This window comes from Sutcliffiella halmapala (assembly GCF_050107295.1).
Lineage (GTDB): Bacteria > Bacillota > Bacilli > Bacillales > Bacillaceae_I > Sutcliffiella_A > Sutcliffiella_A halmapala_A.
Map to the genome: position 1 here is coordinate 17,003 of NZ_JBNIKR010000023.1, position 14,283 is coordinate 31,285.

The following is a 14,283-nucleotide window of genomic DNA, read 5'->3' on the forward strand; positions in this document are numbered from 1 at the left end:
ATCTTCATTATTATTATAGCATGTTAAATCTTCCCTTTATTTCTTATGAAAAACCGTTGACACCCCTTGTCCCTTTACATACACTTATACTGTATTTATAATATTATATTTCTGTATTTCATTCATTAGATGGAGGGGTCATCATGCAGCCTCAGACTATTACTTCACAATCCGGTTTTCAAGCACCTTCCGAAAAAAGGTGGAAGGTCTGGTGGAACCTGTTGCGTCCACATACATTAACCGCAGCATTCGTACCTGTCTTTATCGGTACAGCGCTCGCCCTTTATGAAACGGCCATCGATTGGCCAATATTTTTAGCCATGCTATTGGCAAGTATTTTAATCCAGGCAGCAACAAACATGATCAATGAATATTACGATTTCAAGAAAGGCTTGGATAATGAAAATTCAGTCGGGATCGGCGGCGCGATCGTGCGTCACGGTGTCAAACCGCAGACTGTTTTGCAATTGGCATTTATCTTCTTTGGGATTGCTACACTGCTCGGTGTATACATCTGCCTGAATAGTACATGGTGGCTTGCTGCAATCGGTACAGCCTGTATGGCAGCGGGATACTTTTATACAGGTGGTCCCTTCCCTATTGCCTATACCCCATTTGGAGAAATTGTAGCAGGTTTCTTTATGGGATTTGTCATCATCCTGATTTCTTTCTATATTCAAACTGGGACAGTCTCCTCGACGAGCATGCTAATTTCCATCCCAATCTCCATCCTTGTCGGGGCTATTCTTTTGGCAAACAATATACGTGATATCGTAGGCGACAAGGAGAACGGCCGAAAGACGGTGGCAATTCTGATTGGGCGTAAAAACGCCATCACGCTGCTTGCGGCTATGTTCATCATTTCCTATACGCTTATTGTGCTCTTTATCGCATTGGACTACGCATCAGTCTGGTCATTATTAGTATTCTTGTCCATCGTCAAGCCGCTATCTGCCATAAAAGGCTTTTCGAACAACAAAAGCAATGTCACCATGATGCCTGCAATGGTGGCAACTGCACAGACCAATACCATTTTCGGTTTTCTGTTAGGAATCGGTTTGGTAATTGGATATTTTGTTTGATTTTCAATAAACAAAGGTTCACACCTTTTTGTGTGGGCCTTTTTAATATGCTCACTAATTGGAAATCATGTTTTTTCGTGGGAGGTTCATAATACAAATAGACAGGATTTTGAAAGGAGTCTTCATTATGATTTCCCATGAAAAAATTACTCACTTAAAACAACAGCTGGAACAATCAAAACAAGAAGTAAAGGCTCATCTGGAACAAAATGATCATTATCAATTGGAAATTGAGCATCCATACGAAACCGTTAGCGAGCTATCCGCTTATGACAATCATCCCGGAGACCTTGGGACAGAGCTTTATGAGCGTGAAAAGGATATCGCCTTGAATGAACATGCCGAAAAAGAACTGCAGGATATAGATCATGCACTGCAAGCGATGGAAAACGGAACATATGGGATCTGTGAAGCTTGCGGAAAAGAAATCAACGAAGAACGTCTCGAAGCTCTGCCAACTACAACGTACTGCAAGGAGCATAGTCCCGATCAGGCTGTTTCCAAAAACCGGCCTGTAGAAGAGGAAGTGCTAGCCCCGGCATATGGAAGATTTGAATATGATGAATCAGAAGGAACGTCCTTTGATTCCGAGGATACGTGGCAGATTGTACAAAGCTACGGAACTTCAGAATCCCCGTCCGATTTTTCGGAGGATATCGAGCATTACGGACGTGCCTATGTGGAAAGTGAAGAAAATGAAGGCTATGTCGAGGATTACGAAAATTTTATTGGAACAGATATGTATGGCCAGAACATTACAGTATATCAGTCCGTAAAACATGAAGCATATGAAGATGCCCTTGATGAACAAGGGACCATGACCTCATTCGGTGATTTGCCAGCCTATGAAAAGGATCCGTATACAGAAGGATGATTCTATGAAGAAGCTGAAGTGTCTAGACACTTCAGCTATTTTTTATATAGAGAAATGTGCACCATTTTGGAAACACTCAATACATTATCATAGACCACTATCACGATTTTTGTTGTAAAGTGAGGGATATGACAAATGTATACCCGAGAAATCCTTTCTAAGGAATGGGCTGTTTTTTTGGCGGAGTGCTGCCAGATGGCTTATGACCAATACCTCCAGAACGGGATATTTTCCGTTCCATATGGTTTTAAAGTGGTGAAAGAATTTAAAGGTGTTTCTTTTCATAGTCTAGAATGGTTTGGGTTCATTATGGAATCGGATGAAACCATCATCGTTGCTTTCAGGGGCACTCAAACAGACCCTGATTGGATCTCTGATGCAGAAATCTACCAGGAAGCTTTTCCGTATTGTCCCGCAAAACCACTTGTCCACGGCGGCTTCCTCTCCATCTATGAATCCCTCCGAAAGGATGTCCTGGATGGCTTGGCCCCTCTAGCCAAAGATAAAATACTTTTTATCACCGGCCACAGCCTGGGCGGGGCGCTTGCCGCACTTCATGCGCTGGATTGCTCCTTCCATTCCAATTTTTCTTCCATCTATATGTACAGTTATGCTGCTCCGAGAGTGGGAAATCCTTCTTTTGCAAAAGAGTTCAATCAACATGTACCAGCCTCCATCCGCTTTGTAAACCTTGCGGATATCGTTCCTTTTGTCCCGCCAACCAAAGTGACTGGACCCATTACTAAGAAGACATGGCACTATAAGCACACCCAAACCCCTTCCAGATTCTTGCTGCGCAAAGGCTCCATCGTAAAAAATCACAGCATTGAAACATACATTGAAGCGATGAGGACGAAGCTTTGATCTTTCCGAAGACAATAAAAAGGAAGAGCAACAATGCTCTTCCTTTTTACTTTCGACTAAAACTCGGTTCCAGTCCCCAAATCTCATCTGCATACTGTTTAATTGTCCGATCACTGGAGAAGAAACCGGAATGCGCGATATTCTTCGCACTCATTGTCAGCCAAGCCTTCCGATCCCGATAGGCATTATCCACCCTCTCCTGGGCATCAATGTAGGATGCGAAATCCTTCAGTACAAAATACTCATCATTTTGCATCAGGAGGCTGTCATGGATTGGTTCGAAATGATCATCCACATCAGGGAAGAAGCCGTTTATCAGCTGCTCCAATATTTGTTGAATCCGCTTATCATGATGGTAGTACTCACTCGAACGGTAGCCCCCATTTTGGTAATAGTTAAGCACCTGTTCTGCTGTAAGCCCGAAGATGAACATGTTCTCTTCGCCTACCTCTTCCTTGATCTCAATATTGGCTCCATCCAAAGTTCCGATCGTTAAGGCACCGTTCATCATAAATTTCATGTTGCCGGTACCTGAGGCCTCTTTACTTGCTGTAGAGATCTGCTCACTCACATCGGCTGCCGGGAAAATGTCCTCGGCAAGCGACACCCGATAATTCTCCAGGAAGACCACCTTCAAACGGCCTCCAATGGCAGGATCATTATTCACTTTATCAGCCAAGGAATTGATCAGCTTAATGACACGTTTTGCATAATAATATCCCGGTGATGCCTTCGCACCAAAAATAAAGGTACGAGGATGAATGTGAAAGCCGTTATCCTCTTTTAATCGGTTGTAGAGATACATGATATGAAATACATTCAGCAGTTGGCGTTTATAGGCGTGAAGCCTTTTAACCTGAACATCAAAGATGCTGTCGGGATCTATGATCATCCCGGTCTGCTTTCTGATCCTCTCACCAAGGATAAGCTTGCGTTCCCTTTTTACCCTATCCAGCTTCTCATGAAAGGCGGAATCGTTTGCATAAACATCAAGCTGACGAAGCTGTGTGGGATCCTTGATCCAGCCTGTTCCAATCGTATCCTGTATCAATTGAGTCAGCTGTGGATTGGCCTTTAATAGCCAACGCCGATGAGTTATCCCATTTGTCTTGTTATTGAACTTCTCCGGAAAGGCTTCATAAAATAAACGCATTTCCCGATTCTTTAAAATTTCTGTGTGAATTTTTGCTACGCCATTCACACTAAAGCTACCGACAATGGCAAGATGGGCCATTTTCACAAGACCATGTGCAAGGATCGCCATTTCCTCTATGCGGTGCCAATCCCCAGGGTACTTCTTCCATAGCTCTGCACAATAGCGCTCATTTATCTCTTCTACAATCATAAAGATCCTTGGCAGTAAAGGCTGGAATATGGACACGGGCCATTTTTCCAGTGCTTCGGAAAGGGTTGTATGGTTGGTATATGAGATGGTTTGTGAAGTGATATCCCACGCCTGCTCCCAGCTCATATCCTCTTCATCCAACAGTATTCTCATCAACTCAGGGATGGCAAGTACAGGATGCGTATCATTGATATGGATATTCACTCTTTTATGGAAATCTACCAAACTACCATTCTTTTTACGATACGAACGAACAATACTCCCAATGCTCGCTGCCACTAAGAAATACTGCTGCTTCAAGCGCAATATTTTCCCTTCATCATGGGTATCATCCGGATAAAGGAATTCGGATACAGCCTCTGTGTCCCGCTTGTATTGCATGATGTCCTTGTTTGTTGGGAAAGGGGCAGGCTCCGCACTCCATAGGCGCAGCATATTGACTGTGCTTGTCTGGTATCCGATGACTGGCATATCATAGGGAACTGCAGTAATCGCTTCTCCCTTTGCATGCCTGAATTTTTGTTTGTCCCCTTCCATATAGGACTCCACCCTGCCCCAGAAATGAACTTCCACTGCTTGGTCAGGTTTTCTTACCTCCCACACATTTCCGTGTCTCAGCCATTGCTCCGGCAATTCCACTTGGTAGCCATCTACAAATTTCTGGTCAAACAATCCATGTTTATACCTGATACCGCAGCCATGTCCTGGGAGGTTTAAAGAAGCCAAAGAGTCCAGGAAGCATGCAGCCAACCGTCCTAGTCCGCCGTTACCAAGACCTGCATCCGCTTCAATCTCCTCGATGGCTGACAGTTCAAGGCCAAGTTCCTTGAGCCCTTCCTCCACTACTTGCTGGATTCCTAAATTCAATAGGTTGTTTCCTAGAAGCCTTCCCAACAGAAACTCAATGGAAAGGTAGTATACCTGCTTATCGTTGGCAGCACGATTACGTTCATTTGTCGCAATCCAATCGGAGCTTATGTATTCGCGCACCATATTGCCGAGTGTATGATAATGATCTCTTGAAGTGGATTCCTGAAAGCTTTTCCCGTACATACTCTCAAGCTTTTTCAAAAAGGCTGCCTTAAACTTTTCCTTGTTAGAGAACATGTACTCCGCTCCTCGCAATCAATGTTGAATATAGCTGATTATATTTGAAAGCGGACTTCGCCCAACTGTAGTCGCGCTCCATGGCTTCTTTCATGATACCGCCCCATACTTCCGGTTGCTGATAGATCGTGATGGCCCGTCTGATGGTATATAACATGTCATGGGCGTTGAAGTTCGTAAAGCTGAAACCATTCCCTTCAAGCGTGGATTCATCGTAGGAATGCACTGTATCATTCAAGCCGCCCGTTTCACGGACAATCGGAATGGTCCCGTACCTGAGGGCAATCAATTGACCCAATCCACAAGGTTCAAACTGGGACGGCATGAGGAACATATCCGCTCCTGCGTATATCTGATGAGCCAGTGCTTCATCAAATCCGATGAAGGTCCTTACTTTTTCAGGATAATGATAAGACAATTCACGGAAATAATTTTCAAATTGATGATCTCCCGTTCCCAATACCACCACCTGAACATCATCCTCAAGCACTTCATGCAGCACTCGCGTCACCAGGTCCAATCCTTTTTGCTTTGTCAGGCGACTAACCATTGCAATGATGGGAATATCCTCTTTAACGGGCAATCCACATAGATTCTGAAGCGCCTGTTTGTTTATTTTCTTATCCTCCGGTTTGGACGCATGATAAGTGGCTCCTATATGCTCATCCGTTTCTGGATTATACATTTCATCATCGATTCCATTAATGATGCCGATCAGGTCATCACCGCGGAAGCGCAGGACTCCATCCAGCTTCTCCCCAAAAAATGTGGTTTGGATTTCATCTTTATACGTCGGACTTACCGTTGTAATCAGACCGGAAGAAACTAGTGCAGCCTTCATGAAATTGACATTCCCATAAAACTCAAGCTGGTCAGTTGTGAAGAAATGCTCCCCCACTCCCAGCAGATCCTGCAGGATACCCCGCGGAAATATACCCTGAAATTGCAGATTATGAATAGTAAATACACTTTGAATATGTTCAAAGCGCGGATTTTTCCTGTATTCATTTTCAAGCAGGAAATTAACCATTCCCGTGTGCCAGTCATGGCAATGAATAACATCTGGAACAAAATCGATGGCCGTCATGCTTTCCAAAACCGCCCTGCAGAAAAAGGAATAGCGCTCCCCATCGTCAAAATGACCGTACAAGGAATCGCGCTTAAAGTAATACTCATTGTCAATGAAATAATAGGTGACATTATCCAGGACCAATTTTTCAATTCCACAATATTGATGTCTCCAGCCGACAGCCACATAAGTGGTTTGGATTCTCTTCATTTTCTTTCTGTATGGTTCCGGGATCTGTCCATACTTTGGCAGGATGACCCTTACATCGGTGCCCAGCTTTTTCAATTCCTTAGGCAATGCTCCCGCAACATCGCCTAAGCCACCAGATTTTACAAACGGGACACATTCCGATACGACAAACAAAACCTTCACGAATTCATCAGAGCTCCTTGTACAGTACCTTTTCTTACTAGATATGGAGAATCAAGTTTACCTGTTATAGCCGTACCATCTTCTACCTTTACATCTTTGTCTAGAATGACAGAATCTAAAACACAATTCGATCCGATAATCCCTTTTTGCATGACAATACTATTTTTGATGACGGTTCCTTTGCCTACTTTCACACCTCGGAAAATGATACTATTTTCCACATGCCCTTCAATGATGGCACCATTGGCTATCATGCAGTTCTTTACAAAGGCATCCTTGCCATAGCTTGTCGGCGGTTCATCCTTGACCTTTGTGAGGATGGGCTGGTTCTTCATAAACACTTGCTGCCAAACAGTAGGATTCAACAGTTCCAAGCTATGCTTATAATAGCTTTCAATGGAATCTATGACTGCCGCATAGCCTGTAAATTCATAGTTACAGACCTTATACCCGCTGTTCATATCGTCTACTACATCCATTATGCTTCCATAGCCTGTTTTTTCATAGTTCATAAAAAGCTTTATCAGCAAATCCTTTTCTAAAATAAATAAGTCCATGGACTTTTCCTGATGAAGAACATGTGTAATATCACAGCGGTTATTCAAATGGCGCTCAAGCATCACCTTGAAATTCATATTGCACACCGTATAGCTGTTTGAGATAACCACATACTTCTGCGTGCTTCTCAGGAAGAAATCCTCATTCTCCTTGAAATGCTGAAATGATCCTGTATTTCCGTCTACTTCTCCTACAGAACTTGGGAAAAAGAACAAGCCGTCACGTTTTCGGTCCAGATCCCATTGCTTGCCTGAACCCAGGTGGTCCATCAAAGAACGGTACTGATAACGAGGGAAGATTGCCACACTTTGAATTTCCGAGTTTACCATATTGGATAATACAAAATCGATCAGGCGATAACGGCCTCCAAACGGAACAGCCGCGATAGATCTCTTTAACGTAAGCTCCTTCATCTCTTCATTATGAATGGTCGCATCAATGATTCCGAGCATAGATTTATTCATGATTCTCATCCTTCCTTTGGCGTATTCTATTTACGATATAGAGAAAATCCCTTTTTCCATCATTTCTTCCGTAACCAAAATGATTTCATCTTCATTTTTTTCGGGGCATATGACAACTCCGTCCGGGATCACCAGTCCGGAAGGTACGATCGCCTTATTTATATAGACATTTTCGCCAATCACTGCATCCGGCATCAGGACAGAGTTTTGGATAACGGAATTTTTCCCTACTTTCACTCCCTGGAAAAGTACAGAATGATCGACTTTCCCTTCGATGAAGCAGCCTTCATTGACAAGGGAATCATTTACATCCGCACATGGAGCAATATATTGAGGCGGCTGGTTTGGATTAACTGAATATACACGCCAGTCATATTCAAATAAGTTCAACTCGCAATCCTCTTTTAATAGATCCATATTGGCTTCCCATAAGCTTTTGACTGTCCCAACATCCTTCCAATAGCCTTCGAAAGGATAGGCTACCAATCTCTTATTCTCTTCAAGCAGCAAAGGAATGACATCCTTTCCGAAATCATGGCTGGATTCCTGGTTACGATCATCCATCTCCAAATAATCCTTCAGAACGGACCATTTGAAAATATAGATTCCCATGGATGCAAGGTTGCTTTTCGGGTTGGCCGGCTTCTCATCGAATTCCACCACTTCGAGCTTTTCATTCGTGTTCATGATTCCAAAGCGGCTTGCTTCCTCCCATGGAACCTCCACCACGGATATGGAAACATCCGCATCCTTCTTAATATGATAGTCCAGCATTTCCGCGTAATTCATTTTATAAATATGGTCACCCGATAGGATAAGCACATATTCCGGCTCATATTGCTTTAAGTAGTTAAGGTTCTGAAAGATGGCACTTGCCGTTCCCGTATACCATTTCACACCGGAGGACTCCGTATATGGAGGCAAAACGGTCACTCCTCCATTTTTACGATCCAGGTCCCAAGCACTCCCGATTCCTATATATGAATTTAATACAAGTGGTTGATATTGTGTCAAAACGCCTACCGTATGAATCCCGGAGTTGGTGCAGTTGCTTAATGCAAAATCAATGATCCGATATTTCCCTCCGAACGGTACAGCTGGCTTTGCAAGTGTTTTAGTCAAGGAACTTAATCGGCTTCCCTTTCCTCCTGCCAGTAACATTGCTACACATTTATTCTTCATCATCACCCATTACTCTCCCCTCGAATTTTCCTAGGACGCCACATGCTCACTCCATAAGGCGCAACATTGACCATCATATGAAACTCCTTGCCGTGATATGCACCTTCCTGCGCACTGATCACCTCAGTATTTACGATATCTGTACCCCCATACTGTACATGATCAGTTTGGAACACCTCTTCATAATCCGCTAAAAGTGGAACACCAATTTTATATTGTTCATAGGACGCTCCGGTAAAATTACATAAGACCACAAGCGTATCCGATTGCTTCTTCCCTTTTCGAACAAACGAGAAAATGCTTTGATCCCGATTATCTGCATCAATCCACTCAAATCCATCAGGTGAATGATCCAGTTCATATAAAGCCTTTTGACTGTGGTAGAAAGCAAGCAGATCTTTTACATAAAGATTCATCTGCTGATGTGTTTCATACTCTTCAAGAAGGAACCAGTCGAGCTGCTCTAGGTCCTTCCATTCATCAAACTGGCCAAACTCACTTCCCATGTATAACAGTTTTTTGCCTGGATGGGCGACCAGGAAAGCATACAATAGCCTCAGCTGCTTGAACTTATCCTGGTATTCCCCTGGCATCTTATTCAATAAAGATTTCTTTCCATGGACTACTTCGTCATGGGAAAAAGGTAAAATAAAATTCTCTGAAAAGGCATAAACAATGGAAAAGGTGACCTTGTCATGTAAATATTTCCTTTGCTCGGGAGGAGCCTCCATATAGCGGAGAATGTCATTCATCCAGCCCATATTCCATTTGTAGTTAAATCCAAGTCCGCCTACAGAAGTAGGAGAGGTAACCAAAGGCCAATCCGTTGAATCCTCCGCGATCATCAGTGCGCTGTAGTCGAATTCAAAAACCGCTTCATTCAGCTTTTTCAAAAATTCCTGTGCAAAAGGATTCGCATGTACTTCCTGCGTATTGGGCCAATACAGCATATTGGCAACAGCGTCCACCCGGAAGCCATCTACATGGAAATGCTCCATCCAAAACATCGCGTTGGAAATCAGGAAGCTTCTTACCTCCGGCTTCCCCAAATCGAAATTGGCCGTTCCCCACACCTCATTTTCCCGATCATTGTAGGCTTGATACTCAAAGGTTGGAGTGCCATCAAACATGGAAAGCCCATGGGCATCCTTACAAAAGTGTCCAGGTACCCAGTCCAGTATTACCCCGATATCCTCCTGATGACAGGCATCAATAAAAGCCATTAAATCACGCGGAGTGCCATAGCGGCTCGTTGCAGCATAATAACCTGTCCCCTGATATCCCCAAGACCTGTCATAAGGATGCTCAATCAATGGCAACAACTCTATATGAGTAAATTTATGTTCTTTCACATAGGGAATCAATTCTTCAATTAGCTCCAAATAGGAGTAAAGCTCTCCGTTCTCTTTCTTTTTCCATGAGCCCATATGTAATTCGTAAATGAACATCGGCTTCTCATACACTAGCTTTCTCTTTTTCCGTCTACGCCAGTTTTGATCCTTCCACTTGTATCCTTCCAGGTCATAGACAATGGAAGCGGTCTTAGGACGGACCTCTGCATGAAATGCAAATGGATCTGACTTATGTAACACTTCCCCTTCTTTTGTCACAATTTCATATTTGTAAAGGTGACCAGTTAACTCTTCTGGCAATTGAATACTCCAGACACCTTCATTATTAAGTTTTTCCAATGCGTATTCTTTCCCATTCCAATCATTGAAGGTCCCAATCAGCCTGACCGCCGTTGCATGAGGTGCCCAGACGGTAAATCTGGTGCCGACAACCTTTTTCCGGTGCTTTATTACATGTGCACCAAATAGCTCATAGCTTTTATACAAGGTCCCTTCATGAAATAGGTGCAGCTGAAAATCAGTGGCGCTCGTTGCAATCAATATCGTCACCCTTTCGGAATAGTTTCAAAAAGATTATTGTTATACTTTACTATTCTCTTTTTTAAACCATTCTCCTTTTTACGACAAGGACCAATCGCTAGACATGAAATTACAAAATTCACAATATATCGTTATTTTGTCGAAAATACGCTATATTACGGAAACCGCTTCCATTGCCATCCCTTCAGAGTTCTTGATATGACTGAATAAATGTAAGGGTTTACAATAAAGAAAATATGACAGGATATTCAATTGTTTTATAAGAGATTTTGTCGAAAAGTTTTTTAGAGAAAAAGAAGGTTGTATGAAGGTGGAAGCGGTTACACATAAGAAGTTATACAAATATAATAAAATTATTATTTGAATTTGGGTTTTATTTGGTAGTATACGGGGTACAAAAATAAGTTAGAAGAGTTTTTTGGGGGAATCAAGAGCAGCTATTTTAGAAGGAATTAAATTGGACTGATATCGTTCATAATGAGAAAATCCGGGGATCAACAAATAATATAAGATCAAATTATCATATTCATTATTACAACGTAAAGAGAAGAAAGGCTTATTCAAACATATTTGCACAATAAAAAAAGCCATGATATTTATAAAAATACCACAACTTTTTGATGACCCGTACGGGATTCGAACCCGTGTTACCGCCGTGAAAGGGCGGTGTCTTAACCGCTTGACCAACGGGCCGCATGATTGAATTTTAATGGCGGAGAAGGAGGGATTTGAACCCTCGCGCCGCTTACACGACCTACACCCTTAGCAGGGGCGCCTCTTCAGCCACTTGAGTACTTCCCCGAATATGGCTCCACCAGTAGGATTCGAACCTACGACCCTTCGGTTAACAGCCGAATGCTCTACCGCTGAGCTATGGTGGAACGGTACATCCAATATAGTAAATAATGGTGGGCCTAAGTGGACTCGAACCACCGACCTCACGCTTATCAGGCGTGCGCTCTAACCAGCTGAGCTATAGGCCCATATGGAGCGGGTGATGGGAATCGAACCCACGACATCAGCTTGGAAGGCTGAGGTTTTACCATTAAACTACACCCGCAAAAAAAAAAGGGCGACTGATGGGAATCGAACCCACGAATGCCTGAACCACAATCAGGTGCGTTAACCACTTCGCCACAACCGCCATAATACTATTTTTTTAGAACTGGTGCCGGCGATAGGAGTCGAACCCACGACCTACTGATTACAAGTCAGTTGCTCTACCAACTGAGCTACACCGGCTAATTTAAAGTATAATATTAACATTGCACAGTATCTGAATGGTCACCCAAATCTCAGTGGGATTATTCAGGAAGCAGCTCGATTTGTGCGCTGATGATTCGCTACGAAGCTTATTCGTTCGTGCTCTACCAACTGAGCTACACCGGCTAATGTTCGTTAATATAAAAATGGTGGCTCGGGACGGAATCGAACCGCCGACACATGGATTTTCAGTCCATTGCTCTACCAACTGAGCTACCGAGCCACTATTAAGTTAAAAATGGCGGTCCCGACCGGGATCGAACCGGCGATCTCCTGCGTGACAGGCAGGCATGTTAACCGCTACACCACGGGACCATTTGGTTGCGGGGACAGGATTTGAACCTGCGACCTTCGGGTTATGAGCCCGACGAGCTACCGGACTGCTCCACCCCGCGACAATAATAATTAAGTTAGAATACTTATGCTTTTTTCAACCGACTGTCCCGACCTCTAAAAGCTAAATCAGAGATGTGAGTCGATTGGTACAACTCGAAGTGATTTCAAGAAGCTTATGCTCGTTGCTCCACCCCGCGACAATAAAAACAAATATAAAATTCTGATCATTCTTATATATAATGGAGGAGGAAGGGGGATTCGAACCCCCGCGGGTTTTGACGCCCCTGTCGGTTTTCAAGACCGATCCCTTCAGCCGGACTTGGGTATTCCTCCGAATATAAGAATTTCTGGTGGACCTTGTAGGACTCGAACCTACGACCGGACGGTTATGAGCCGTCTGCTCTAACCAGCTGAGCTAAAGGTCCTTTTTTGGTAGCGGCGGAGGGAGTCGAACCCACGACCTCACGGGTATGAACCGTACGCTCTAGCCAGCTGAGCTACACCGCCAAAAAAGTGAAGTTTATATATCTATAAGTGGAGCCTAGCGGGATCGAACCGCTGACCTCCTGCGTGCAAAGCAGGCGCTCTCCCAGCTGAGCTAAGGCCCCAAATGAAATCTTAATGGTCGGGAAGACAGGATTCGAACCTGCGACCCCTTGGTCCCAAACCAAGTGCTCTACCAAGCTGAGCTACTCCCCGTAAATGGCGCGCCCGAGAGGACTCGAACCCCTAACCTTTTGATCCGTAGTCAAACGCTCTATCCAATTGAGCTACGGGCGCTTATGAAAGTTATTTTGCTTCTGCGAAGAAAATCTGGTGCCGAGGACCGGAATCGAACCGGTACGGTAGTCACCTACCGCAGGATTTTAAGTCCTGTGCGTCTGCCAGTTCCGCCACCCCGGCAAGTCTGTTGGAGCGGAAGACGGGATTCGAACCCGCGACCCCCACCTTGGCAAGGTGGTGTTCTACCACTGAACTACTTCCGCTTCTTATAAAATTAAAATGCGGGTGAAGGGACTCGAACCCCCACGTCAAAGACACTAGATCCTAAGTCTAGCGCGTCTGCCAATTCCGCCACACCCGCAAGATAAATGGTGTGCCATGAAGGACTCGAACCTTCGACCCTCTGATTAAAAGTCAGATGCTCTACCGACTGAGCTAATGGCACATAAGATATTGAGAAAAGTGGTGCCGGCGATAGGAGTCGAACCCACGACCTACTGATTACAAGTCAGTTGCTCTACCAACTGAGCTACACCGGCAAGAAAATATATTCTTTTCACTGTGTGAAAAATAGTTAATTATTTTCACTGCGTGAAAAAATCTTGGTGGAGGATGACGGGATCGAACCGCCGACCCTCTGCTTGTAAGGCAGATGCTCTCCCAGCTGAGCTAATCCTCCGAATATATCTAGCCTGGCAACGTCCTACTCTCACAGGGGGACAGCCCCCAACTACCATTGGCGCTGAAGAGCTTAACTTCCGTGTTCGGTATGGGAACGGGTGTGACCTCTTCGCTATCGCCACCAGACTATTAATATTATATAAACATTTGAAAGAAAATCAAGCATTATTTGCTATATTCCTTCAAAACTAGATAACGTTTTTCTTACCAAGATTCACAAGTGTCGTTCATTGTTTTTGGGTTAAGTCCTCGATCGATTAGTATTCGTCAGCTCCACATGTCGCCATGCTTCCACCTCGAACCTATCTACCTGATCATCTTTCAGGGATCTTACTTGCCGAAGCAAAAGGAAATCTCATCTTGAGGGGGGCTTCATGCTTAGATGCTTTCAGCACTTATCCCGTCCGCACGTAGCTACCCAGCTATGCCTTTGGCAAGACAACTGGTACACCAGCGGTGCGTCCATCCCGG

Annotated in this window: 8 protein-coding genes, 22 tRNA genes and 2 rRNA genes; 3 read left to right on the top strand and 29 right to left on the bottom strand. The window is 44.0% G+C overall.

Going from position 1 to position 14,283, the window contains the following annotated elements:
* Positions 1–143 precede the first annotated feature (143 nt).
* The 3 genes from ACQCT5_RS22585 to ACQCT5_RS22595 all read left to right on the top strand — a co-directional run bounded on the left by ACQCT5_RS22585 (position 144) and on the right by ACQCT5_RS22595 (position 2,820).
* Positions 144–1,082 (top strand): 1,4-dihydroxy-2-naphthoate polyprenyltransferase, encoded by a 939-nt coding sequence (locus ACQCT5_RS22585; protein WP_499645360.1) that lies wholly within the window; start codon positions 144–146, stop codon positions 1,080–1,082.
* A 127-nt stretch (positions 1,083–1,209) separates the two neighbouring features.
* Positions 1,210–1,956 carry a TraR/DksA C4-type zinc finger protein gene (locus tag ACQCT5_RS22590; RefSeq protein WP_499645362.1) on the top strand — a complete coding sequence of 249 codons (747 nt, stop codon included), beginning with the start codon at positions 1,210–1,212 and terminating at the stop codon, positions 1,954–1,956.
* A 135-nt stretch (positions 1,957–2,091) separates the two neighbouring features.
* The gene (locus ACQCT5_RS22595) at positions 2,092–2,820 is read left to right on the top strand and encodes a lipase family protein (RefSeq protein WP_499645364.1); all 729 of its coding nucleotides are present in this window, start codon (positions 2,092–2,094) and stop codon (positions 2,818–2,820) included.
* Positions 2,821–2,866: 46 nt separating this feature from the next.
* On the opposite strand, the gene ACQCT5_RS22600 is transcribed toward ACQCT5_RS22595, so the two are convergent.
* The 29 genes from ACQCT5_RS22600 to ACQCT5_RS22740 form a co-directional block, all read right to left on the bottom strand.
* Positions 2,867–5,272, bottom strand: a complete 2,406-nt coding sequence (locus tag ACQCT5_RS22600) for a glycogen/starch/alpha-glucan phosphorylase (RefSeq protein ID WP_499645366.1) — start codon at positions 5,270–5,272, stop codon at positions 2,867–2,869.
* Positions 5,262–6,713 carry a glycogen synthase GlgA gene (glgA, locus tag ACQCT5_RS22605; protein WP_499645368.1) on the bottom strand — a complete coding sequence of 484 codons (1,452 nt, stop codon included), beginning with the start codon at positions 6,711–6,713 and terminating at the stop codon, positions 5,262–5,264. Before glgA ends, ACQCT5_RS22600 begins: the two co-directional genes overlap by 11 nt.
* Positions 6,710–7,735 carry a GlgC family sugar phosphate nucleotidyltransferase gene (locus tag ACQCT5_RS22610; protein ID WP_499645370.1) on the bottom strand — a complete coding sequence of 342 codons (1,026 nt, stop codon included), beginning with the start codon at positions 7,733–7,735 and terminating at the stop codon, positions 6,710–6,712. The genes glgA and ACQCT5_RS22610 overlap by 4 nt, the downstream gene beginning before the upstream one ends.
* A gap of 30 nt (positions 7,736–7,765) precedes the next feature.
* Positions 7,766–8,920, bottom strand: coding sequence for a glucose-1-phosphate adenylyltransferase (locus ACQCT5_RS22615; RefSeq protein ID WP_499645373.1), 1,155 nt, complete (start codon positions 8,918–8,920; stop codon positions 7,766–7,768).
* The gene (gene glgB / locus ACQCT5_RS22620) at positions 8,920–10,809 is read right to left on the bottom strand and encodes a 1,4-alpha-glucan branching protein GlgB (RefSeq protein ID WP_499645375.1); all 1,890 of its coding nucleotides are present in this window, start codon (positions 10,807–10,809) and stop codon (positions 8,920–8,922) included. The genes ACQCT5_RS22615 and glgB overlap by 1 nt, the downstream gene beginning before the upstream one ends.
* Positions 10,810–11,430: 621 nt before the next feature.
* A tRNA-Glu gene (locus ACQCT5_RS22625) sits at positions 11,431–11,502 on the bottom strand.
* 17 nt (positions 11,503–11,519) lie between these two features.
* A tRNA-Ser gene (locus ACQCT5_RS22630) sits at positions 11,520–11,610 on the bottom strand.
* A gap of 5 nt (positions 11,611–11,615) precedes the next feature.
* Positions 11,616–11,690, bottom strand: a tRNA-Asn gene (locus ACQCT5_RS22635).
* Positions 11,691–11,715: 25 nt separating this feature from the next.
* A tRNA-Ile gene (locus ACQCT5_RS22640) sits at positions 11,716–11,792 on the bottom strand.
* Between the two features lie 3 nt (positions 11,793–11,795).
* Positions 11,796–11,869, bottom strand: a tRNA-Gly gene (locus ACQCT5_RS22645).
* Between the two features lie 11 nt (positions 11,870–11,880).
* Positions 11,881–11,953, bottom strand: a tRNA-His gene (locus ACQCT5_RS22650).
* A gap of 22 nt (positions 11,954–11,975) precedes the next feature.
* Positions 11,976–12,051 (bottom strand) — tRNA-Thr (locus ACQCT5_RS22655).
* Positions 12,052–12,219: 168 nt separating this feature from the next.
* A tRNA-Phe gene (locus ACQCT5_RS22660) sits at positions 12,220–12,295 on the bottom strand.
* Positions 12,296–12,311: 16 nt separating this feature from the next.
* A tRNA-Asp gene (locus ACQCT5_RS22665) sits at positions 12,312–12,387 on the bottom strand.
* Positions 12,388–12,390: 3 nt separating this feature from the next.
* A tRNA-Met gene (locus tag ACQCT5_RS22670) sits at positions 12,391–12,467 on the bottom strand.
* A 181-nt stretch (positions 12,468–12,648) separates the two neighbouring features.
* Positions 12,649–12,741, bottom strand: a tRNA-Ser gene (locus ACQCT5_RS22675).
* A 15-nt stretch (positions 12,742–12,756) separates the two neighbouring features.
* Positions 12,757–12,833 (bottom strand) — tRNA-Ile (locus ACQCT5_RS22680).
* Positions 12,834–12,838: 5 nt separating this feature from the next.
* Positions 12,839–12,915: transfer RNA gene (locus ACQCT5_RS22685), tRNA-Met, on the bottom strand.
* Positions 12,916–12,943: 28 nt separating this feature from the next.
* Positions 12,944–13,016 (bottom strand) — tRNA-Ala (locus ACQCT5_RS22690).
* 14 nt (positions 13,017–13,030) lie between these two features.
* Positions 13,031–13,107 (bottom strand) — tRNA-Pro (locus ACQCT5_RS22695).
* Positions 13,108–13,111: 4 nt separating this feature from the next.
* Positions 13,112–13,188: transfer RNA gene (locus tag ACQCT5_RS22700), tRNA-Arg, on the bottom strand.
* 34 nt (positions 13,189–13,222) lie between these two features.
* A tRNA-Leu gene (locus ACQCT5_RS22705) sits at positions 13,223–13,311 on the bottom strand.
* An 8-nt stretch (positions 13,312–13,319) separates the two neighbouring features.
* A tRNA-Gly gene (locus ACQCT5_RS22710) sits at positions 13,320–13,394 on the bottom strand.
* 17 nt (positions 13,395–13,411) lie between these two features.
* Positions 13,412–13,492 (bottom strand) — tRNA-Leu (locus ACQCT5_RS22715).
* An 8-nt stretch (positions 13,493–13,500) separates the two neighbouring features.
* Positions 13,501–13,576: transfer RNA gene (locus ACQCT5_RS22720), tRNA-Lys, on the bottom strand.
* Positions 13,577–13,594: 18 nt separating this feature from the next.
* Positions 13,595–13,670: transfer RNA gene (locus ACQCT5_RS22725), tRNA-Thr, on the bottom strand.
* Positions 13,671–13,734: 64 nt separating this feature from the next.
* Positions 13,735–13,810: transfer RNA gene (locus ACQCT5_RS22730), tRNA-Val, on the bottom strand.
* Between the two features lie 11 nt (positions 13,811–13,821).
* Positions 13,822–13,938: ribosomal RNA gene (gene rrf / locus ACQCT5_RS22735) — 5S ribosomal RNA — on the bottom strand.
* Between the two features lie 111 nt (positions 13,939–14,049).
* Positions 14,050–14,283, bottom strand: a 23S ribosomal RNA gene (locus tag ACQCT5_RS22740); the annotation flags it as partial.